Source organism: Amycolatopsis echigonensis (genome assembly GCF_002846615.1).
Classification (GTDB): Bacteria; Actinomycetota; Actinomycetes; order Mycobacteriales; family Pseudonocardiaceae; genus Amycolatopsis; species Amycolatopsis echigonensis.
Genome location: NZ_PJMY01000003.1, coordinates 3,941,099 through 3,961,103 on the forward strand (window position 1 = coordinate 3,941,099; position 20,005 = coordinate 3,961,103).

A 20,005-nucleotide genomic window follows, 5' to 3' on the forward strand; every position below is an offset into this window, starting at 1 on the left:
AGTGACGATGACCTCTCACCAGACGACGTTCTTGCTGTTCGAGCTGAGCGTGATCGTCCTGCTCGCGCGGTTGCTCGGGTGCGCAGCGAGACGACTCGGCCAGCCCCCGGTGATCGGCGAGGTGCTGGCTGGAATTCTGCTGGGACCGACGCTGTTCCACGGCGAGATCGCGAATACGGTCTTCCCGCTGGACACGAGACCGTTGCTCACAGCGGCGGCCGACATGGGCGTCGCAGTGTTCATGTTCCTGATCGGGCTGGAGCTGGATCACCAGCTGACGCGCGCCGTCGGCCGGATGGCGGCGACGGTGGCGCTCGCCTCGATCCTGGTGCCGTTCGCGCTCGGTATCGCGGTCGCGTTCGTGGTCGCAAGCAATCATCCCGTCGGACATCGGACCGGATTCATCCTCTTCCTGGGCACGGCTATGGCCATCACCGCGTTTCCGGTGCTGGCGAGGATCCTCGCCGACCGCGGGATGTCCCGCACCCGGCTGGGCGGACTGGCCCTGACAGCCGCGGCGATCGGCGACCTGGTGGCATGGATGCTGCTGGCGGTCGTGCTGACCGTGGCCGCAAACGGCACGGACCAGTGGCGCATACTGCTGATCGTCCCGTTCCTCGCCCTGATGCGGTGGGGCGTCCGCCCGCTGCTCCGTCGCCTGGTCGCCGACGACCGGCTGTCGTCCGCTCTGCCGGCAGTGGCGGTAGCCGGCCTGCTCGCCTCCGGCGCGTTGACCGAGTGGATCGGCCTCCATTTCATCTTCGGCGCGTTCCTCTTCGGTGTGGTGATGCCCCGTACGGACGCTGAACATGTCCGCACGAAACTGGTCAGCCGGTTGAGCGAGCTCAATACGGTACTGTTCCTGCCGGTTTTCTTCGTGATCGCGGGCTTCAACGTCGACCTGTCCTCGCTGAGTCTTCCAGGGCTGGCCGAGCTCGGGCTGATCCTGCTGGTCGCGGTCGGCGGGAAATTCGGTGCCGTGTTCGCCGTCGCGCGGCTGCACGGTCTCCCCGCGCGGGACGCGTCGGTGCTGGGCACGTTGATGAACACCCGCGGTCTGACCGAGCTGATCATTCTCGGGGTGGGACTGTCGTACGGCATGCTGGACCAGCGCTTGTACATTCTGATGGTCGCGATGGCAGTGCTGACCACGATGATGACCGGGCCACTGATCTCCGTCATCGGGCGGGAACGGACCAGCCAACCGACGCTCAGCCGCTGAGCTGAGCGAGCAATTCCGGGCCGCGACTAACCAGCATCCGGATTGCCGATCGCCCGCAGCACCAGGCACCTGCGATGCCCGTCAACACGGCAACCAGCACACCGAGCCATGGCAACCCCGCGTAGGCGATCGCCGCGGCGGGAGCGGCGGTCACCAGCAGCACTGCCACCCCGCCGAGCGGGAACACCAATCCGGCCAACCCAGGATTGTCCCGCCCCGCCAGCGGATTGTCCTCCCTCGGATTGGATACCGGATTCGCGGCGAGGATCGAAACGGCGACGACCACTCCTGATCCGGTTCCGAGCATCGCGGGCAATGCCGCCGCCACCGCCCAGCCCAGCCGGTCCGGCGTCGTCACCACCAGCAGCACCGTGGCGAGTACGGCAAGCGGCGGCGTGATCACCGCCAGCCAGGCCAGCTGCCGCCCGCGTACGTCCGGTCGCTCGGCGCCGGGCGTGACCAGCTCCAGCCACCCGGCGGTTCCGTCGAAACCGTAGAGATTTCCTCCAATCAGGCAAGCCGCGGCCAGCGCCAGTGCGGGTGCGCAGATCGCGAGCCCGCTGCTGCCTGACCCGACGAGCAGGAGCGCGGTGACCGTGCCGGCGACCAGCGGCACCAGCACCGCCATGGCACGAGTGCTGGAACGCAGCCAGGTATGGAGTTCCTTGCCCAGCACGGCGTTGACCGGCGTTGCCGGCAGCACGTCCAGTGCCCACCTGACAAACCGCGACGGCAAGGACTTCGAGCGGCCCGCCGACGCCGTCCCGGAGGTCGGGGGCAATCGAATCAACGCGGCCCAAAGCTGAAGCAGCGCAAGGCAAAGTCCAAGTAGCGCGGCGATCAGGGCGACCGCGATCAGCGGCCGCTCCGGGGCCGAGGTGATCGCGGATACGCCCCAGCCGGGGGGAAGCCACCAGAGCGCGGCGGGCAGCCCGCCGGTGTCCGAACGCAATTCCGACAGGATCGATCTGTACGCCGATCTCGCCGTCAGGCCGGACGCACCGAGCGCGAGCACCAGCGTGATACCCGCGTACCGGCCGCGGCGGGACCGCATTGCCGCACCGAGCGCCGCGATCAGTACCTTTGCCAGGAGCACCACGAAAGCGGTCTGGAGGGGCACGGCTGCCACTGCGGTGACGACAGCGGCCGGGCCCAGGAAGGTGGCACGTGCCACCAGTGCCGAGAACGCGGCAAGCAAGAGCAGGGGACCGATCCCCGCCAGCGATCCGACCAGCAATCCGGCCGCGAGGCGTCGCGGAGAAATCGGAACCATGGCGAAGTACCCGATCTTCAGGGGATCCTCGCCACCACCGCCCAGCACTGGGCCGAGCACCCAACCCACTGTCCACACTGCGAACATGAACGAGAGCAGTTCCGGGGAGGCGGAGGAATCCGCCGCCACCGACATCGTGAACCCGGCCGCGGCAATCCCGAGCAAAGCGCCGAGCAGCAAGGTGGACATCCTGCGGCCGGTCAGGCCGTGCCGGAACACGGCCAGTTTCATGCCGATCAGCGCGGCGATCACGGCACCAGCCAGGCGAGTTCGTCATCGGCCAGCGTCGTGCTGCCGGTCTCGCGCAGGAACGCCTCTTCCAGGGAGGATCCGCCACGCACCACGTCCAGCGGACCGGAGGCCACCACCCGGCCATCGACGATCATGCCGACGTCACTGCAGATCTGCTCCACCAGAGCCATGCCGTGGCTGGAGATGATCACCGAACCGCCGGCTGCGGTGAATCGCCGCAAAAGGGCACGGATGGTGATCGCGGAAACCGGGTCGACCGCCTCGAACGGCTCGTCGAGTACCAGCAGTCTCGGCGTGTGCAGCAGTGCCGCGGCCAATGCGATCTTCTTGCGCATCCCGGCCGAGTAATCGGCGACGAGTGTGTCCCGGCTGCCGTCGAGACCTAATGCGGTCAGCAGGTCCTCGACTCGGCGAGCAACCTCTTGGCGAGCCAGGCCGCGCAGCCGTCCGAGGTAGGTCAGCAGTTCCGGACCGGTCAGCCGCTCCGGAAGAGCGAAACCTTCGGCCGCGACGCCCAGCATCGCCTTCGCGGTGATCGGATCGGTCCAGACATCGGTACCGAAAACCTCGGACTGGCCCCGGTCGGGCCGGAGCAACCCGACCGCCATCGCTAGTGTCGTCGACTTGCCTGCTCCGTTCGGCCCGACCAGACCGAACAATGCACCGGGCGGGACCACCAGGTCGAGATCGTCCACCGCGACCGCGGACCCGAACTGCTTGCGAAGCCTGGTCAAGCGCAACGCGGGTGCCGTGGTCAAGGAGTCGAGCTCTTGGCGGCCGGCTCGGGCTCCGGGGCCGGTGCGGGCGGGCCGTTGCGCCGGGGGGCGAGCGGGATGTTCTTCATGAACAACGCCACGGCGAGCGCCACCAGCAGGATCGGGATGCCGGTCAGGAACACGCCGGTCAGCGCGTGGGAAAACGCCAGCTCATAGGCGTGCCGGGCCCGCTCCGGCATCTTGCTGACAGCCTCGGGGGTGACCGAAATCCCCTGGCTCAGGCCGCTTTGCCCGGCCAGGCCGCTGTTCAGGATCGCGCCGAAGATCGACGCGCCCAGCAGCGTGCCGAGCATCCGGGTGAACGTGACCGTCGACGTCGCGGCTCCGAGGTCGGCGCGCGGCGTGGTGTTCTGTGCCGCGATCACCACGGTCTGCTGCGACAGACCGCCACCGAGGCCGAGGATCGCGAGGTATCCGCAAATGACCACGAGCCCGCTGTCGACGGACAAGGTGGCCAGCAGGACGAAGGCCAACGCTGCGACCGCCATGCTGGCTGCTGGGAACCACTTGTAGCTGCCGGTGCGGAACATGATCTGGCCGCTGACCGTGGTCGCGATCAGCAGGCCCGCGGTGAGCGGGAGCATCAGCAGCCCGGCGCTTTGCGGACTGACGCCGGTGACCATCTGCAGATACAACGCGACATAGGTCAATGCGCCCATGGTGACGAATCCGGCGACGAACGCCACAACGTTCGCGATAGTGAAGGTCGAGTCGCGGAACAGCCGTAACGGGATGATCGGCTGCGCCGCCTTGCTCTCCACGACCAGCCAGGCAGCGATCAACACAACCGCGCCGGCGATGAGGCCGATGATCACCGGCGACGACCACGGATAGGAATGTCCCGCCCAGCTCGACAGCAACGCCACGGCGGTGGAGGCCGTCGCGAGCAGGACGATGCCGCCGTAGTCGATCCGGGCCCGGCGTGCCTCGGCGGACGGCAGTCGCAGGAATACCGCGACCAGCGTCAACGCGACCACGCCGAGCGGCATGTTGAGGTAGAAGATCCATCGCCAGCTCAAGTGGTCGGTGATGACGCCGCCTAGCAGGGGGCCGCTGACGCTGGACACGCCGAACACGGCGGTCGCGTAGCTCTGGTAGCGAGCACCCTCACGCGGGTCGAACAAGTCGCCGAGGATCGCGAAGATGGAGACGGTCAGCCCGCCGCCGCCGATGCCCTGCAGCGCACGGAAGATGATCAGCATGGTCATCGAATCCGCAGCTCCGCAGAGTGCGGAGCCGACCAGGAAGATCACGATCGCCACCAGGAACACTCGGCGCCTTCCGAACAGGTCGCCGAGCTTTCCGTACAGCGGGGACACCGCAGTGAAGGTCAGCAGGTAGGCGGTGGTCACCCAGGCGAACTGGTTCAGCCCGCCCAGATCTCCCGCGATGGTGGGCAGCGCGGTGGCGACGACCTGTGTGTCAAGGGTCGCCAGCAACATGGCAACCATCAGGCCGGCGAACACCAGTACGGGGCGGCTGCGGGAAACGGCCGGCACACCTGCCCCGGGACGATCAGTCATAAATACCCCTTCGTCAATGTATGTTGACGAATCGAGGGTATAGCGGCACCTGCGGGCTGTCAACAAACATTGACGCCACTGCCAGGCGGGCGACACGCGCCGGTGGTGTGCCGGTGGGACTCGGCGCGGCGAGTATTACGCGTTGCGGTGCTTCGCGTGCTTGCGGTGCACCGCTTGCTTGGACACGCCGAGCTCTTCGGCGATCTCTCCCCACGACCATCCCTGGGAGCGGGCGTTGCGCACGTGGATGACCTCGAGTTCGTTGATGAGCTTGCGCAAGTTCGCGATGGCCCGCAGCGCTTCCGCGGTCTCGCCGGCCTCCGCCGCCGCCAGCCAGGTCCTCGGTGTGGTCATCTTGCACAGCCTCTTGTCTATTTCACCCTCGAAACTATCAGCGTACTAGGCAGGTGCGAACTTCTCCGGAAAGGGTTGTCCCGGACCGGCGTGACGGTCCGCTGTCGGACCGGTCACACGCCGCGAATCGAGTCGATGGACGAGGAGAAGCCCAATGACGTCACGTGCCAAGGCGCCGCAGCTGCCGGACGAGCCCCCCGAGACGATCATGCGCCTCAGTACGATCTTCTGCCAGGCGGAGGTGGTGCGGTGCGCCGTCGAGCTCGGCGTGTTCACGATGCTGGCCGGAAAGTCGGCCACCGAACAGCAGATCAGGCAGGAGCTCTCCCTCGACGCGCATCGCACCGGTGATTTCCTCGATGTGCTGGCGGCACTGGGTTTGCTCGAGCGTATCGGCGAGTTGTACACCGACAGCCCGGTCGCGCGGTCCTATTTGGACGAGAACAGCTCCACGTATCTCGGCGAGTTCCTGCCGCTGCTCGGCGAATCCTGGCGCACCGCGTGGGACCAGCTCGGTCCGGCACTGCGCACCGGTACGGTGAACACGCAGAGTCGCGGCGGATTCGTCGCGAAATCGCACACGGACAAACAGCGGTTCATCCCTTTCGTCGACGTGATGGACAACATCAACGTCCGGATCGGAGCCGAGCTGGCCCGCCGCGTCGACTTCAGCGCGGCTAAGGTCGTCGGCGACCTGGGCGGCGGACGGGGCGAACTGGTAGCGGCGCTGGTCAGGGCGCATGCACACCTGCAGGGCTACAATTACGAATTGCCGTCGGCAAAGGAGTTCGTAGTCGATCACTTGCGGGACATCGGCATGGCGGACACGATCGAGTTCGTTGGCGGAGATCTTTTCACCGATCCGATTCCCGAAGCCGATATCTTGATCTACGGCCAAGTGCTGCACGGCTGGGCCGACGACAAGCGCATCGCCCTGGTCCGACGTGCATACGAGGCACTGCGGCCGGGCGGGCTGTTGCTGGTGCACGACCGGATGATCGACGACGATCGGCGTGACTTGCAGCGTGTCCTGTACAGCTTGTACATGCGCCTGGTCAGCCCCGAAGGCTCGGAGTACCGGCCGGCCGATTGCCAGGACTGGTTGCGTGCGGCCGGGTTCGCCGAGGTGCGCGCCGAGCCGCTGCTCAACACGCACACCCTTGTTGTGGGGCGGAAATGAAGGTGCCTGAGCAAACTCCGGTGCTGATCGTCGGCGGTAGCCTGGTCGGGCTGTCGCTGAGCCTGTTCCTCGGCCAGTTCGACGTCCCGTGCATCGTCGTCGAACGGCACCGCGGCACCGCCATCCACCCGAGAGCACGGGGGATCACCGCGCGCTCGATGGAGCTGTACGGCAAGGCCGGTCTCACCGAGCGGATCCACGACGCGGGTGCCGAGCAGGTCGGCACGTTCGTGCGCGCACGCACCCTGTCCGACGAGAATCTTGTCGAAATCGGTACTCCGGACATGCGTACTCCGCCCGGCATCAGCCCGGCCCGGTTGTGCGCCTGCGACCAGGATCGGCTCGAGCCGATATTGCTCGACCAGGCCACGAGATTCGGGGCGGACGTCCGGTTCGGCACCGAACTGGTTGAATTCGACGAGGGTCCAGACGCCGTGACCGCGACCGTCCTGGACCGGGCGTCCGGGACGAGTCGCCGGATCAGGGCCCGGTACCTGGTCGGAGCCGACGGCACGCACAGCGGTGTGCGGGAACGGCTCGGAATCGCCCGGCACGGGCCCGGGGTCTTCGAGGACGTGATCAGCATGTTGTTCAAAGCCGACCTGGAACCCGCGTTACGCGGTCGAACAGTGTTCGCGTGCTTCCTCGCCTCGGTGGGCGGGGTGCTGGTCCGGCGCGATTCGGACGTGTGGCAGCTGGGCGTGCAGTACCACCCGGAGAAGGGAGAGCGTCCGGAGGACTTCACTCCCGCCGAGTGCGTCCGACGGATTCGGTCCGCCACTGGCCTGCCGGAGCTGGACGTCGATCTGGTCGCTGAGCCCGCCGCATGGCAGGTCGCCGGCCTGGTGGCGGAGAAGTTCCAGAGCGACCGGGTGTTCCTGGCCGGCGATGCGGCGCACGTCTCGTCCCCCCGCGGCGGTCTCGGTGGCAACACGGGCATCCAGGACGCGCACAACCTCGCGTGGAAGCTCAGCTACGTCCTGCGGGGACTGAGCGAGCCCAGCTTGCTGAGCAGCTACACGGCTGAACGACGGCCGATCGCCGAGCTCAACCTGCACTACTCGGTGGCAAGGCTGCGGGGTGAATTGTTCGAAGAGGACTACACTACTGTCTCGATGGGCCACCGGTATCATTCTGACCTCATCACCGGTGCGGATCCGGGGCAGGACGTGCTGGAGGACCCGCGCAAACCTACTGGAGAACCTGGTACCAGGGCTGCTCATCTGCCGCTCGACCGGGCGGGCGATGCACTGTCCACTCAGGATCTATTCGGAACGGACTTCGTCCTGCTCACCGGATCCGGGCGCTGGGCAGGCGCCGCCGGCACAGTGAGCGAGCAGACCGGGATCCCCGTCGCGGCACACCGGCTTGGTGCTCCGGGCGAACTGCGGGATACCTCCGGGCGGTGGCCCGAGGCATACGGCATCGCACCTGAAGGCGCCGTGCTGGTCCGCCCGGACGGCTTCATCGCCTGGCGCTCGCTCGGACCGGCGGGCGATCCCGCTACCGTGCTGGCCGAAGCGCTGGCCCGAGCCGCCCGTCCTGCGCACCGAATTTCGCGCAGATGAAGGGGAGCTGAGGCTCACCCGCGCTGATTTCCCGGGTGGTGGACCGGAGTTGAGGTCAGGTTAGGGGGTGGGGTCTGGTCCCGGTGTCCGGCTGGGCTCAGGCCTTTGACGCGCGGTGGAGACGCGGGTGGTGTTCTACCGGTCAAAGCAGTCGTGCAGGGCTGCGGTGAACTGGGTGCCGGGGTCGTAGTCGCTGTGGTGGAACAGTTCTTTTGCGGTGGCCGAAGAAGGCCTCGCCGATCGCGTTGTCCAGGCAGGTGGCTCGTCGCGACCTGGGTCAGGCCGGCGTCGTCGAGCAGGGCGCGCCAGGACGCGTGCCGGTATCGGAAGCCCTGGACGGAGTGCACCAGCGACGGCCCGCCAGAGCAGCCGATGACAGACCGGCCGAACAAGTCGATCACCGGTGAGAGGTAGCGCTTGCGGTCGCCGACGCGGAACTCGGGTCACGACGGCGACCATGCGGGGTTGTCTGGGCCGGTGCCGCCGCGGCCACCGGACGTTGCAGACGAGGCCGAGAGGGTTCATCAGCTTGCGTGCCCGCAAGCGCCCGGAAGGCCTCGGTGGTCACGATCTATTAGGACAGTGCGCGGGCTGGCCTTTCCGCCTGGGCCACAAGGAATGGCCGCCGTCGCATCGATTTTCCGCGCCCGCGACTCCGAGCAGCTTGGACGAGCACAGGCCATGCTCGCAGCCTCCCGCTGCCGCGCGGGGCAACGAACGGCGCGAATACGAACGACTCCCTGATAGCCGGAACCGGATTACCAGTCCCACTGCCAGGGAGCAGTTCACCCGTCAGTTCCCGTTCCCGCGCTTGGTGATCAGGCCACCATCACCGCAGTCACGATGTTCAGGCCGGCTACCACGAACGCGAGCACAGAACGGAGCAGATGCCAGCCACGCCAGGCGGGCCGCGGATCCTGCCATCCTTCAGCAGGGACACCGTTGACGTCGGCCGCCTCGATAGCCTTGTTCAACGGCAGATTGCCGAACTGCGAGATGGCGGGTACGCCGGCGAACAGAACAGCGGCGATGGCGAAACAGACCTTCGGCGCGATGCCGTCCGCCAGTAGCGAGAGCAGCACGTCGCCGAGCAGCACCGCGCTCACCAAGATCGGCATGATCGGGTGGTATCCCTTGCCAAGCAGGCGCTGCGTGCGCACATACTGTTGGGGCGGCAATTGCTGCAGGGTAGGGAAGACGCTCACGGCGACGGCGAAGAAGGTGCCAGCGACGGTTGTGCTCAGCAAAAGCACGGCCACACTGATGATTTGGGCCAACAGGGACATCACTGCACTCCCGCGAATCGTTGGGTCAGTCCTCGAGCCGGACCTGATACTCGCGCAGCCACGAATCCAGTTGCAGCACCATCTCCATCCGTGCCCGATCGACCCAAGCGGCTGCCTGCTCATCAGGACTTTCGCCACGCAGCAGTTCCTTCGAAGCCACGAGATCGAGGAGGGGTGTCACCGGCGCAAGCGGATCCGCGACCAGATCGCGGAAATGCGCTCGCACGATCCGGCCGTAATCCGGATCCTGGGTGGTCGGATACGCGCTCTTCTTGCGGGTCAGCACCGACTCCGGCAGCAAGTCGGCGACCGCGCGGCGGAGCAGGTACTTCTCCTGCCCGTCTGGGCCGCGTTTCATCTCGGGCGGAGCGTCGAACAGGTACTGTGCGAGCCGGTGGTCGCAGTACGGCACCCGCAACTCGACACCATTCGCCATGCTCAGCCGGTCCTCTCGGTCCAGCAGCGTCGGGAGCCACCGGGTGAGCACCAGGTAGTTGACCTGACGTGCCCTCCTGGCCGCATCGCGTTCACCGTCCAGAACCGGCACCTCCTGGAGCGCGTCCCGGTAGTGCTGGTCGGCGTAGCCGTAGAGGTCCAATTCCTTGCGCACGCCCTCGTCGAGGAGTCCTAGGCCGAGACCGCCGGTTGCGGCCTTGCCGCGTTCGAAAGCCACCCAGGGGAACGTTCCCGCACGGGTGAGTTTTTCATCGTAAGACCAGAAGTAGCCGCCGAAGACCTCGTCGGCACCCTCTCCGGACAAGGTCACGAGTTTGCCTCGTTCGCGCAGCGAACGGAAACAGGTGTAGAGCGAGGTGTCCATGTCACCGTGGTGCGTGGGGATATCCTGGCTGAGCAGTACGGCGCGACGCAGCACAGGATCGGCCAGTTCCTGCGACGTCGCAACGAAGTCGGTGTGGTTGGTGCCGACGAATCGCACCACGTCGGCGACAAACGGCGGGTCCGGGGTCTCTCGCAGCTTCTGCGGCGTGAACTTCTCCTCGTAGTCGTGGAAGCTCATCGAATACGTGTGAATCGGCTCTCGGAGAGCCGCTGCGGCAAGTCCGGTCAAGGCGCTGGAGTCGATTCCGCCCGACAGCAACACGCTGGTCGGCACATCCGCGATCAACTGGCGACGCACGATGTCGTCGAGCAGTTCCCGGATCTCCGCAATGGTGGTGTCCAGCGGTGTGGAATGCTCTTGCGCGGTCAGCGACCAGTACTGCCGTTCGGCCAGCCCTTGCCGGGACACCACGACGGTGTGCCCTGGCTTGACCTCCGGCATGCCGCGGAAGATCGGCGCTCCCGGTTTGCGGCCGTGCGCCAGCAGCTCACGGAGCCCGTCCATGCCCACCACCGGTTCGACCATCCGGTGTGTCAGCAACGCCTTGGGCTCGGAGGCGAACAGGACACCGGTAGGAGTCGGAAAGTAGAACAGAGGCTTGACGCCGATCGGATCACGTGCCAGCACCAGCTCGTGCGTACGCCGGTCCCAGATGGCGAAGGCGAACATGCCATTGAACCTGGTGACGCAATCGGCTCCCCATTCGAGGTAGCTCCGCAGCAAGACTTCCGTATCGGTGCTGGTCTCGAATCGATGCCCTTTTCCGGCGAGTTCGGCACGGAGTTCGCGGTGGTTGTAGATCTCGCCGCCGAACGTGACGACCGCGTCCGTGCCCGCAATCATCGGTTGATTGCCGTGTTCCGGATCTAGCACGGACAGCCGCTTGTGTCCCAGCGCGACTTCCCGATCGACCCATTCCCCCGTTTCATCCGGGCCGCGGGCGTGCAGGGTTTCGTTCATCGCCCGCAGTACGCGTACCTCGGTGGAAAGATCCCGTTCGAAATCGACCCAGCCAGTGATTCCGCACATGGTGCAAGGCCCTTCGCTCAGCGCAGACCGATGGCCAGCGTGTGGTTGTCCAGTACCGGCTCGAACCGGACGTCGCGGAAACCCGCTTCGGACAACCATTCTCGGCAGTCGGCAACGTGGTATTCACCGCCGGCCGGCGAGGTCAGCATGAAGGTGAGGCTGAGCAACAGCACCTGCGCGTCGGGGACCTCGCCAACCATCCGGTCGTAGATCACCAGCACACCACCCGGGTTGAGCGCGTCGTAAGCGCGGCGGATGAGCATGGCCCTGGTCTCGTTGCTCCACTCGTGCAGCACATGCCCCAGCACCAGGACATCACTCCGCGGCAGCGGATCGCTGAAGAAGTCGCCGCCGACGAATTCGACCCGGCCCGCCACGTCGGTCTGGCTGACGAACTCGTCGAAGAAGATCTGGGCCGGCTTGCGGTCGAAACACGTCCCCCGCAGGTGCGGTACGAGCTCGGCCAGCCGTACCGCGAAAGCGCCGCGCGCACCGCCGAGATCGGTAAAGGTCTGGTACGAGGAGAAGTCGAGCCGCTCCGCTACCGCCGTCGCGGCCCGCACTGCGTGCGAGTCCATTGCGGACATGAACCGCCGCACGTATTCCGGATTCTCGTCGACATGCGTGCGGAACAGCTCACCGCCGTCGTCCACCGGTGAATCTTCCTGGTGCTCGCCCGTACGAAGTGCCCTGGTGAACCTGGTCCAGGCGGTCCATTGCCGACTGCCGGCGATCTCCACGAACGCTCCGAGGCAGCCCGGTTCGCCTTTCACCAGGAATCGCCGGGACAGCTCGGTGTTGTCGTACTTGCCGTCCTCGACTCTCAGGAGTCCGTATGCGACGAGTACATCCAGGAAATGCCGGGAGAAACGCGAATGCAGGTTCAGTGCTCGGCGCAACTGCTGTTCGGTGCTCGGTCCCTCGGCGTGCACCAGGCTGAACAAGTCGATCTCCACCGCGCTCATGAGCACCCGCGAGGCGGCGAAGCCCAGGTTCACCCGATGAAGAGGGGCCGGGCTGATGGTCTCGTCGGTCGTCGCACTCATCTCGCTCCTCGCCTGCCGTCGCTGCTTGCCGATCGAGTCTTCGATGAGTGCTTCGCACCGGACTGGTTTCCGGCTGGACCAGCTGCGGGCGCGGTGCGATCCGGACCCGTCGCTCGGACGAGAGCCGACCAGGCTGGCACGAGGGCGATACGAGATGTGCCCAGCAGCGTGAAACCACGCATCGGATCACCATCTCATCGCTCCGCGCCTGCACGCCGAGCTCATCGTATTGGGGACGTCATGCAACGCACACTCATCGTCGCCCGGATGGCACCCGGCCACCGGGACTCGGTCGCCGACATCTTCGCCGAATCGGACGGCACCGAGCTGCCGCATCTCGTCGGAGTGCGCCGCCGCACCCTGTTCACCTTTCACGACCTCTACTTCCATCTGGTGGAAGCGGACGACGACATCGCGCCCGCGCTCTACGACGCCCGCAAGCACGAGCTGTACCAACGGATCAGCCGCGAACTCGCCGCGCACGTGAGTCCTTACGACCCGGGCTGGCAGGAGCCCAAGGACGCGATGGCGAGTCCCTTCTACACCTGGTCTCCGGAAGAGGGGGTTCGCCGTGGCTGAGCCGGGGACGAAGATCAACCGTGCCGACGTGGCCGTGAATCGACGCCGTGGCGGGGAAATGCGGGTGCTGCTCAGTCCGAAGACCGTCGGCAGCACCTCAGGTTTCCTTGGTGTCCTGGACCTCGCCGAAGGAGAATTCGTCACCGAGCATTACCACCCGTACTCGGAGGAATTCCTCTACCTGGTCTCGGGCTCGGTGACCGTGCGGCTTGACCGCGGCGAGGAGGTCCGGGTCGACGCGGGCGAGGCAATCCTGGTGCCGACCGGAGTACGCCATCGCGTGCGCAACGTCGGCGGCGGGCCCGCCGCGCTGGTGTTCCACTTGAGCCCGTTGGCACCGCGACCCGAACTGGGCCATGTGGACACCGAGGAGCTGCTCGCCTCGACTGAACCGGCGCCCCAGGTCGGAGGGTGACGATGACAGCGGTGGCCATCACCGGCATGGGCGTGGTTGCGCCCGGCGGAATCGGCGCGAAGCAGTTTTGGGACCTGATCGCCTCCGGAAGGACCGCGACAAGAGCGATCTCGCTGTTCGACGCGTCCGGGTTCCGCTCACGAGTTGCCGCCGAATGCGACTTCGACCCCCAGTTCCACGGACTGGGTGCGCAGGAGGTGCGCCGGATGGACCGGGCCGCCCAGTTCGCCGTGGTCTGCGCCCGCGAGGCGATGGCGGACAGCGGGCTGGAGTTCGATCGCGTGGCTCCAGCGCGCATCGGCGTCAGCTTGGGCAGCGCGGTCGGCTGCACGACGAGTCTCGAACAAGAGTATGTGGTGCTCAGCGACAGCGGCGCGAACTGGCTGATGGACCCGGCCTATGCCGTACCGCAGTTGTACGGCTACATGGTGCCCAGCACACTGGCTGTCGAGGTCGCCTGGGAGTGCGGCGCCGAGGGACCGGTCGCCTTGATCTCCACCGGCTGTACCGCCGGTCTCGACTCGGTCGGACACGGCGCGCGGTTGATCACCGAGGGTTCGGCGGACGTCGTTCTCGCTGGTGCGACCGAGGCACCGATCTCTCCGATCACCTCGGCCTGTTTCGACGCCATCCGCGCGACATCGCCGGACAACGACGATCCAGGCGGTGCCTCCCGGCCGTTCGATCGCAACCGGCACGGGTTCGTGCTTGGCGAGGGATCGGCTGTGTTCGTTTTGGAGGACGCCGCGAAAGCACAGGCCCGGGGAGCTCGGGTCTACGCGGAGATTCTTGGTTTCGCCAGGCACAGCAACGGCTTCCACATGACGGGGTTGAGACCGGACGGGCGCGAGCTCGCCGAGGCGATCGCGGCAACGCTGCGGCTGGCCCGGGTGGCCCCGGCGGACATCGACTACATCAACGCACACGGGTCGGGTACCAAGCAGAACGACCGGCACGAGACCGCGGCGTTCAAGCTGAGTCTCGGCGAGCGTGCGTACGAGGTACCGGTCAGTTCCATCAAGTCGATGGTCGGACACTCCCTCGGTGCGATCGGGTCGATCGAGATCGCCGCATCCGCCCTGGCACTGACAAACCAGGTCGTCCCTCCGACGGCGAACCTGCACGAGCCAGACCCGGAATGCGACCTCGACTACGTTCCGCTGATCTCCCGTGAGCACCGCACCAACGCGGTGCTCACGGTAGGCAGCGGCTTCGGCGGCTTTCAATCGGCGATGGTGCTCGGCAAGGGGTACCGGCTGTGACGGCGGTGATCACCGGGATCGGGATTGCCGCCCCCAACGGGATCGGCACTGAGACCTATTGGGAAGCCGTGCTGTCGGGTACCAGCGGGCTCGGCCCGATCACCCGCTTCGACGCGAGCGACTACCCGGTCAAGGTCGCGGGCGAGGTGGCCGAGTTCTGCGCTTCCGGATACGTGCCGGGCAGACTGGCTGTGCAGACCGACCGATGGACCCATCTCGCGTTGCACGCGGCAGACCTCGCGCTGGCCGACGCCCAGCTGCGTCCGGCCGAGCTGCCCGAATTCGAGATGGCCGTGATGACGGCGAGCTCGTCCGGTGGAACCGAATTCGGCCAGGAGGAAATCCAGCGCCTGTGGTCGAGAGGGCCTGAACACGTAACCGCATACCAGTCGATCGCCTGGTTCTACGCGGCGACCACCGGCCAGTTGTCGATCCGGCACGGAATGCGGGGCGCCTGCGGGGTGATCTGCACCGAGCAGGCCGGCGGTCTCGACGCGATCGGCCGGTCGCGCAGCATGCTCGACGGGCGGACCAGGCTCGTGCTGACCGGCGGCACGGACGCGTCGCTGTGCCCGTACGGCGTGCTCGCGCAGGCGACGAACGGATTGCTCAGTTCGAGCCCCGATCCGACGCTCGCGTATCTGCCGTTCGACGTACGCGCGAACGGTTACGTGCCGGGCGAAGGCGGCGCGATTCTCGTCGTCGAGGACGCGGTCAAGGCAGCGGCTCGCGGTGCGCCTCAGGGATACGCCAGCGTCAGTGGCTACGGGGCGACCTTCGACGCACGCCGGACGTCACGGTCGGTTGCCGAGGCCCGAGCGGCTTCCCGGCTGCGTCTTGCCGCGGAGCTGGCCATGGAGGACGCGGGCACGCAGCCGGCTGAAGTGGACGTCGTGTTCGCGGACGCATCCGGTGATCCGGTCGCCGATCTCGTCGAAGCGGACGCGATCACCGCGCTGTTCGGGCCGTACGGAGTACCCGTAACCGCACCGAAAATCATGACCGGCCGGCTCAATGCCGGCGGCGCGGCGTTGGACATCGCCACAGCCGCGCTCGCGATGCGCGATTCGACCATCCCGGCGGTGACGGGAATCAAGGACCTGGCTCCGGGCTGCCAGATCGACCTGGTCACCGGGACCAGCAGGCCCGGGGCCATTCGCACCGCACTGGTGCTGGCGCGCGGGCACGGCGGCTTCAACGCCGCGATGGTGCTGCACGCCGGTGTCGAACCGTTGGAAAGGAGAACAGACCAGCATGTCCAAGTTCACCATTGAGGAATTGACCGGGCTGATGCGCTCGTGCGCGGGCGAGGCCGACTCGACCACGCTGACCGGCGACATTCTCGACGTTTCCTTCGCCGATCTCGGGTACGACTCGCTGGCGTTACTGGAGATCTCCGCATATGTCCGGCGCGAGTTCGGCGTGACGATCCCGGAGGACGTGATCACCGAACTGGACACCCCTCGCCAATACGTCGACTACGTCAGTGCCGAACTGGCCACCGCTTGAGCAGAGGAGACACCCGTGGCAGGACACACCGACAACGAGATCGTGATCGACGCTCCGATGGATCTGGTCTGGGACATGACAAACGACATCGCCGCGTGGCCCGATCTGTACAGCGAATACTCGGCCGCCGAAGTGCTCTCGCACACCGATGACGGCGTGATCACCTTTCGGCTCACCATGCATCCGGACGAGAACGGCACAGCCTGGAGCTGGGTGTCCGAGCGCGTGCCGGACAAGGCCACCCGGACGGTGCGGTCCAAGCGGGTCGAAACCGGCCCATTCGAGTACATGCACATCTTCTGGGAGTACCGGCAGGTCGACGGTGGCGTGCTGATGCGCTGGTTGCAGGACTTCCACCTGCGTGCTGAGGCGCCGCTCGACGACGAGGCCATGACCGAGCGCCTCAACCGCAACACTCCGATCCAGATGCAACTGATCAAGTCCAAGGTCGAGGCGCGAGCACACGCCTTGAGCCGCGGCTGACCCGGCAGGAGGCCAGGATGAACATCGACGTGCACAAGAAGAAGGTGCTGCTCACCGGCGGTACCAGGGGAATCGGCCGGAGCATCGCGCTGTGTCTGGCACAGGCTGGCGCTGATGTCGTTGTCTGCTACCGCACCCCGGGCGACCAGGTGCAGGAGCTGGAGAAGGCACTTAAAGAGACCGGCGGCGACCACCACCTCGTGCAGGCTGACGTGAGCGATCCGGCACAGGTCGCGATGCTGGCCGAGGAATGCGCAACCAGATTCGGCCGGCTGGACGGCGTGGTGAACAACGCGGGCGCGATCAGCCACATCCCGTTCAGCGAACTGGAGCTCAGGGAATGGCAGCGGATCGTGGACACGAACCTCACCGGCCCGTTCCTGGTCACGCAGAAGACGCTGCCGCTGCTCTCCGCCGGCTCTTCAGTGGTGTTCGTCGGTTCGAAAGTCGCGACCGTCGGCGTGCCACTGCGCGCGCACTACACCGCGTCGAAGGCTGGTCTGATCGGCTTGACCAGGACGCTGGCAAAAGAACTGGGTCCACTGGGGATCCGGGTGAATATCGTGGCACCGGGCCCGACGCAGACCGAGGCAGAGGTGCCCGAAGCAGTGCTGACCCGGTATCGGCAGATGATTCCGTTGCAGCGCCTTGGCGCCAGCGACGAGGTGGCCGCCGCGGTGCTGTTCCTGCTGAGCCCGCTTTCGTCGTTCGTGCACGGGCAGAGCATCGACGTGGACGGAGGTATCTGATGCCAGGCGCGACCACCGGCTCGTTTCGGGTGCTGCTGCGGATGCAGATCAAGCCCGGCATGGAGAGAGACTTCGAGGAGGTCTGGGCGCAAGTCGGTGACGCCATCACCGAGCAACCGGCCAACCTCGGCCAGTGGCTGTCGCGCAGCGACGATGAACCTGGCGTGTACTACATCGTCAGCGATTGGGTGGACGAACCAGCGTTCCGTACTTTCGAGAAAAGCGACCGCCATCTCGGCCACCGCACCAAGCTGCACCCGTACCGCGAAGGCGGCTCGATGTGGACCATGCACGTCGTGCACCGGATGATCGGCGCGGGTGAACGATGACCGGCGAGGTAAAGGTGCTCGTCTACGCGAGCGACGGGGGTGCCGAGACAGGCGCGGTTTCGACGGCGTATCACGAGGTGAGCCTGTCGCTCGCGGCGACGCCTGGCTTGCTGCGCAATCAGTTGCTGCGCTCTGTGCACGACCGTGACCGGTTCGTGGTGATGAGCGAATGGGCTGACCTGACGGCGTTCACGTCTTGGGAGGAAGGCGCCGCTCATCGCGACGTGACCGCGCCGCTGCGGCCGTTGCAGGACGGCGCCGACCGCGGCGTCTTCGGAATATATGAAGTAGTTGCCGAATATCGGGCGGGAACGTCATGAAACTTGCGTTGAGTGGCAAACGTGCCCTGGTCACCGGCGGCACTCGCGGGATCGGGCGGACGACTTCGCTCGCGCTCGCACGGGCCGGTGCTCAGGTGGTGGCCTGCTATCGAGGTGACCACGATGCGGCGGCGACGCTGCGGACCTGCACGGGGTGGGACCCCCGGCAGCACCACACCCTGCAGGCCGATCTGACCACCGACGCTGGGCGGTCCGCCGCGATCGAGGAATGCCGATCCCGGCTCAGCGGAATAGACGTGCTTGTCAACAACCTCGGCAGCTACGAAACGGGTTCCTTCGCGTCGCTGTCCGAGTCCGTAGTGCAGGAGACCGTGCACGTCAACCTGCTCACGCACTATCTGGTCACCAAAGCAGCCTTGCCGCTGTTCAGTGCCGGGACATCGGTAGTGAACGTGGGCGCGGGGATGGCGATGCGCGGCCGGACCGCGCACGCGCATTTCACTGCGGCAAAGGCTGGCCTCCTCGGCTTCACCCGGTCGTTGGCCAAAGAACTCGGGCCGAAGAACGTCCGGGTCAACAACGTCGCCCCCGGCGTCGTACAGACCGAGCGGCAGCTCGACTTGCCAGATGGGACACGATCCGCCCTGCTGCAGGCCATCCCTCTGCGCCGATTCTGCCAGGCTGAGGAGGTGACCGGCGTCATCATGTTCCTCGCCAGCGATCTCAGCTCGTTCATCACCGGCAGCACGATCAACGTGGACGGTGGGATCTGACGTGTTTCTCCGGCGAGCTAACGGCGGTGCGACCACCTGGTCGCACCGCCGTTTCCGGTGGCGCCGGTCAGCTGGTCACTTGGGCCTCCACCAGGTGCAGCGTCGGGAAGGTTTCAGTGATGGCCGCGGTGCGTACCAGCGAGAACCCGGCCCTCTCGAACAGTTCCCGGAAGTCGCGACGGGTGTGCCGCTGCCCGCCGACGTTCAGCAGCATGAACAAGTCGATCACCGAGGTCACCTGCATCTCAAGCGGATCGCTGTCCATGATGCTGTCGACGACGACGACGCGGGCACCCGGCTTGGCCGCCGCGGCGATGTTGCGCAGGGTCGACAACGAGTTGTCGTCCGGCCAGTCCAGGATATTCTTGAGGATGTACATCTCCGCGGCGACGGTCATCTCCTTGATGCAATCGCCAGCGACGATGCGGCAGCGGTCCGCCAATTCGCCGTCGACCAATGCGCGATCCGCCTCCGAGACCGTGCCCGCGAGGTCGAACAGGACACCGTGCAGGTCCGGGTACCGCTCCAGCAGCGTCCGCAGCAGGTGGCCCTGGCCGCCGGCGACGTCCACAACGGTTCCGATCCCGGTCACGTCGAATGCCTCGACCACCCTGCCTGACGACAGGCTGCTTACCGCGGTCATCGCCTTGTCGAAGACCGCGGACGACTCCGGCGCGTCCTCGTTGAGATATTGGTAGAACGGCTTGCCGTACAACCGAGGCACCACCGCTTCGCCGGTGCGCACTGCCTGATCCAGCTGGGGCCACGCCTCCCACGTCCAGGCCGCGCCGAGCCAGGTCACCAGGTGGCGCAGTCCGAACGGGGCATCTTCGGTGAGCATCTGCGACAACTCGTTGTGCGCGAACAGGCCTTCGTCGACCTGAGTGAAGACTCCCTGGCTGCTCAACGTTCGGAGCAATCGTCCTACGGCGACCGGATGGGCGCGCACGGTCTTGGCGATCACCTCGCGGGTCGTCGGCTGGGTACTGATCGCGTCCGGGATGCCCAGCTTGATCGCGGCCTGCAGACAGGCCGCGACTCCAGCCCCGACGGCCAAGTGCTCCAGCCTGCGCACGAGATCGACGGGAACGGGAGCGTGACTGGTTCTGGTCATCTGTAGCCCTCTTCTCCGGCATGGGAATCGTTGATGGCGCTCATCTGTCGACGGTCCCAACCATGCCTCGCACTGCGGTCGCACCGGCCTCACCTCACCGGCCTATCGCGAGGTGACCGGCCGACCAGCGGCACCGATCACTGTGGAGCCGTCCGGAAGAC

21 protein-coding genes are annotated in these 20,005 nt (G+C 66.4%); 13 read left to right on the forward strand and 8 right to left on the reverse strand.

Going from position 1 to position 20,005, the window contains the following annotated elements:
• Positions 1-7: 7 nt before the first annotated feature.
• Positions 8-1,222, forward strand: coding sequence for a cation:proton antiporter domain-containing protein (locus tag ATK30_RS23745; protein WP_101441024.1), 1,215 nt, complete (start codon positions 8-10; stop codon positions 1,220-1,222).
• Here ATK30_RS23745 and ATK30_RS23750 read toward each other — a convergent pair.
• The 4 genes from ATK30_RS23750 to ATK30_RS23765 form a co-directional block, all read right to left on the reverse strand.
• Positions 1,212-2,747, reverse strand: coding sequence for a hypothetical protein (locus ATK30_RS23750; RefSeq protein WP_101437493.1), 1,536 nt, complete (start codon positions 2,745-2,747; stop codon positions 1,212-1,214). The genes ATK30_RS23745 and ATK30_RS23750 overlap by 11 nt on opposite strands.
• Positions 2,744-3,505: an ABC transporter ATP-binding protein gene (locus ATK30_RS23755; protein WP_101437494.1), complete on the reverse strand. Its 762-nt coding sequence runs from the start codon at positions 3,503-3,505 to the stop codon at positions 2,744-2,746. The genes ATK30_RS23750 and ATK30_RS23755 overlap by 4 nt, the downstream gene beginning before the upstream one ends.
• Positions 3,502-5,046, reverse strand: coding sequence for an MDR family MFS transporter (locus tag ATK30_RS23760; protein WP_101437495.1), 1,545 nt, complete (start codon positions 5,044-5,046; stop codon positions 3,502-3,504). Before ATK30_RS23760 ends, ATK30_RS23755 begins: the two co-directional genes overlap by 4 nt.
• Positions 5,047-5,181: 135 nt before the next feature.
• Complete coding sequence (locus tag ATK30_RS23765; protein ID WP_101437496.1) at positions 5,182-5,400, reverse strand: AsnC family protein; 219 nt, start codon at positions 5,398-5,400, stop codon at positions 5,182-5,184.
• 154 nt (positions 5,401-5,554) lie between these two features.
• On the opposite strand from ATK30_RS23765, the gene ATK30_RS23770 reads away from it, so the two are divergent.
• Both ATK30_RS23770 and ATK30_RS23775 read left to right on the forward strand, forming a co-directional pair.
• Positions 5,555-6,580 (forward strand): methyltransferase, encoded by a 1,026-nt coding sequence (locus ATK30_RS23770; protein ID WP_101437497.1) that lies wholly within the window; start codon positions 5,555-5,557, stop codon positions 6,578-6,580.
• Between the two features lie 2 nt (positions 6,581-6,582).
• A complete protein-coding gene (locus tag ATK30_RS23775) occupies positions 6,583-8,148 on the forward strand; it encodes an FAD-dependent monooxygenase (RefSeq protein ID WP_158242490.1) in 1,566 nt (521 codons plus the stop codon).
• Between the two features lie 818 nt (positions 8,149-8,966).
• On the opposite strand, the gene ATK30_RS23780 is transcribed toward ATK30_RS23775, so the two are convergent.
• The 3 genes from ATK30_RS23780 to ATK30_RS23790 are packed head-to-tail and all read right to left on the reverse strand — an operon-like array spanning position 8,967 to position 12,350.
• Positions 8,967-9,434 (reverse strand): anthrone oxygenase family protein, encoded by a 468-nt coding sequence (locus tag ATK30_RS23780; RefSeq protein WP_158242491.1) that lies wholly within the window; start codon positions 9,432-9,434, stop codon positions 8,967-8,969.
• A 25-nt stretch (positions 9,435-9,459) separates the two neighbouring features.
• Positions 9,460-11,304, reverse strand: a complete 1,845-nt coding sequence (asnB, locus tag ATK30_RS23785) for an asparagine synthase (glutamine-hydrolyzing) (RefSeq protein ID WP_101437500.1) — start codon at positions 11,302-11,304, stop codon at positions 9,460-9,462.
• A 17-nt stretch (positions 11,305-11,321) separates the two neighbouring features.
• The gene (locus tag ATK30_RS23790) at positions 11,322-12,350 is read right to left on the reverse strand and encodes a methyltransferase (RefSeq protein ID WP_101437501.1); all 1,029 of its coding nucleotides are present in this window, start codon (positions 12,348-12,350) and stop codon (positions 11,322-11,324) included.
• Between the two features lie 240 nt (positions 12,351-12,590).
• Here ATK30_RS23790 and ATK30_RS23795 point away from each other — a divergent pair, with 240 nt between their 5' ends.
• From ATK30_RS23795 to ATK30_RS23840, 10 genes are read left to right on the forward strand one after another with little or no spacing between them, the layout of a single operon-like run.
• Positions 12,591-12,929, forward strand: a complete 339-nt coding sequence (locus ATK30_RS23795) for a TcmI family type II polyketide cyclase (protein WP_101437502.1) — start codon at positions 12,591-12,593, stop codon at positions 12,927-12,929.
• A complete protein-coding gene (locus tag ATK30_RS23800; RefSeq protein ID WP_341867356.1) occupies positions 12,922-13,344 on the forward strand; it encodes a cupin domain-containing protein in 423 nt (140 codons plus the stop codon). Before ATK30_RS23795 ends, ATK30_RS23800 begins: the two co-directional genes overlap by 8 nt.
• A 2-nt stretch (positions 13,345-13,346) precedes the next feature.
• Positions 13,347-14,606 (forward strand): beta-ketoacyl-[acyl-carrier-protein] synthase family protein, encoded by a 1,260-nt coding sequence (locus ATK30_RS23805; protein WP_101437503.1) that lies wholly within the window; start codon positions 13,347-13,349, stop codon positions 14,604-14,606.
• Positions 14,603-15,880, forward strand: a complete 1,278-nt coding sequence (locus ATK30_RS23810) for a ketosynthase chain-length factor (RefSeq protein ID WP_208637408.1) — start codon at positions 14,603-14,605, stop codon at positions 15,878-15,880. Before ATK30_RS23805 ends, ATK30_RS23810 begins: the two co-directional genes overlap by 4 nt.
• Entirely contained in the window at positions 15,861-16,115 is a 255-nt protein-coding gene (locus ATK30_RS23815; RefSeq protein WP_101437504.1) for an acyl carrier protein, read from the forward strand. The genes ATK30_RS23810 and ATK30_RS23815 overlap by 20 nt, the downstream gene beginning before the upstream one ends.
• A 15-nt stretch (positions 16,116-16,130) precedes the next feature.
• Positions 16,131-16,598, forward strand: a complete 468-nt coding sequence (locus ATK30_RS23820) for an SRPBCC family protein (RefSeq protein WP_101437505.1) — start codon at positions 16,131-16,133, stop codon at positions 16,596-16,598.
• Between the two features lie 17 nt (positions 16,599-16,615).
• A complete protein-coding gene (locus tag ATK30_RS23825) occupies positions 16,616-17,347 on the forward strand; it encodes an SDR family NAD(P)-dependent oxidoreductase (RefSeq protein WP_101437506.1) in 732 nt (243 codons plus the stop codon).
• The gene (locus ATK30_RS23830; RefSeq protein WP_101437507.1) at positions 17,347-17,676 is read left to right on the forward strand and encodes an antibiotic biosynthesis monooxygenase family protein; all 330 of its coding nucleotides are present in this window, start codon (positions 17,347-17,349) and stop codon (positions 17,674-17,676) included. The genes ATK30_RS23825 and ATK30_RS23830 overlap by 1 nt, the downstream gene beginning before the upstream one ends.
• Positions 17,673-17,996 carry an antibiotic biosynthesis monooxygenase family protein gene (locus ATK30_RS23835; RefSeq protein WP_101437508.1) on the forward strand — a complete coding sequence of 108 codons (324 nt, stop codon included), beginning with the start codon at positions 17,673-17,675 and terminating at the stop codon, positions 17,994-17,996. The genes ATK30_RS23830 and ATK30_RS23835 overlap by 4 nt, the downstream gene beginning before the upstream one ends.
• 8 nt (positions 17,997-18,004) lie before the next feature.
• Positions 18,005-18,730, forward strand: a complete 726-nt coding sequence (locus tag ATK30_RS23840; RefSeq protein ID WP_158242492.1) for an SDR family NAD(P)-dependent oxidoreductase — start codon at positions 18,005-18,007, stop codon at positions 18,728-18,730.
• Positions 18,731-18,797: 67 nt separating this feature from the next.
• On the opposite strand, the gene ATK30_RS23845 is transcribed toward ATK30_RS23840, so the two are convergent.
• Complete coding sequence (locus tag ATK30_RS23845) at positions 18,798-19,844, reverse strand: methyltransferase (RefSeq protein ID WP_101437510.1); 1,047 nt, start codon at positions 19,842-19,844, stop codon at positions 18,798-18,800.
• Positions 19,845-20,005: the final 161 nt, after the last annotated feature.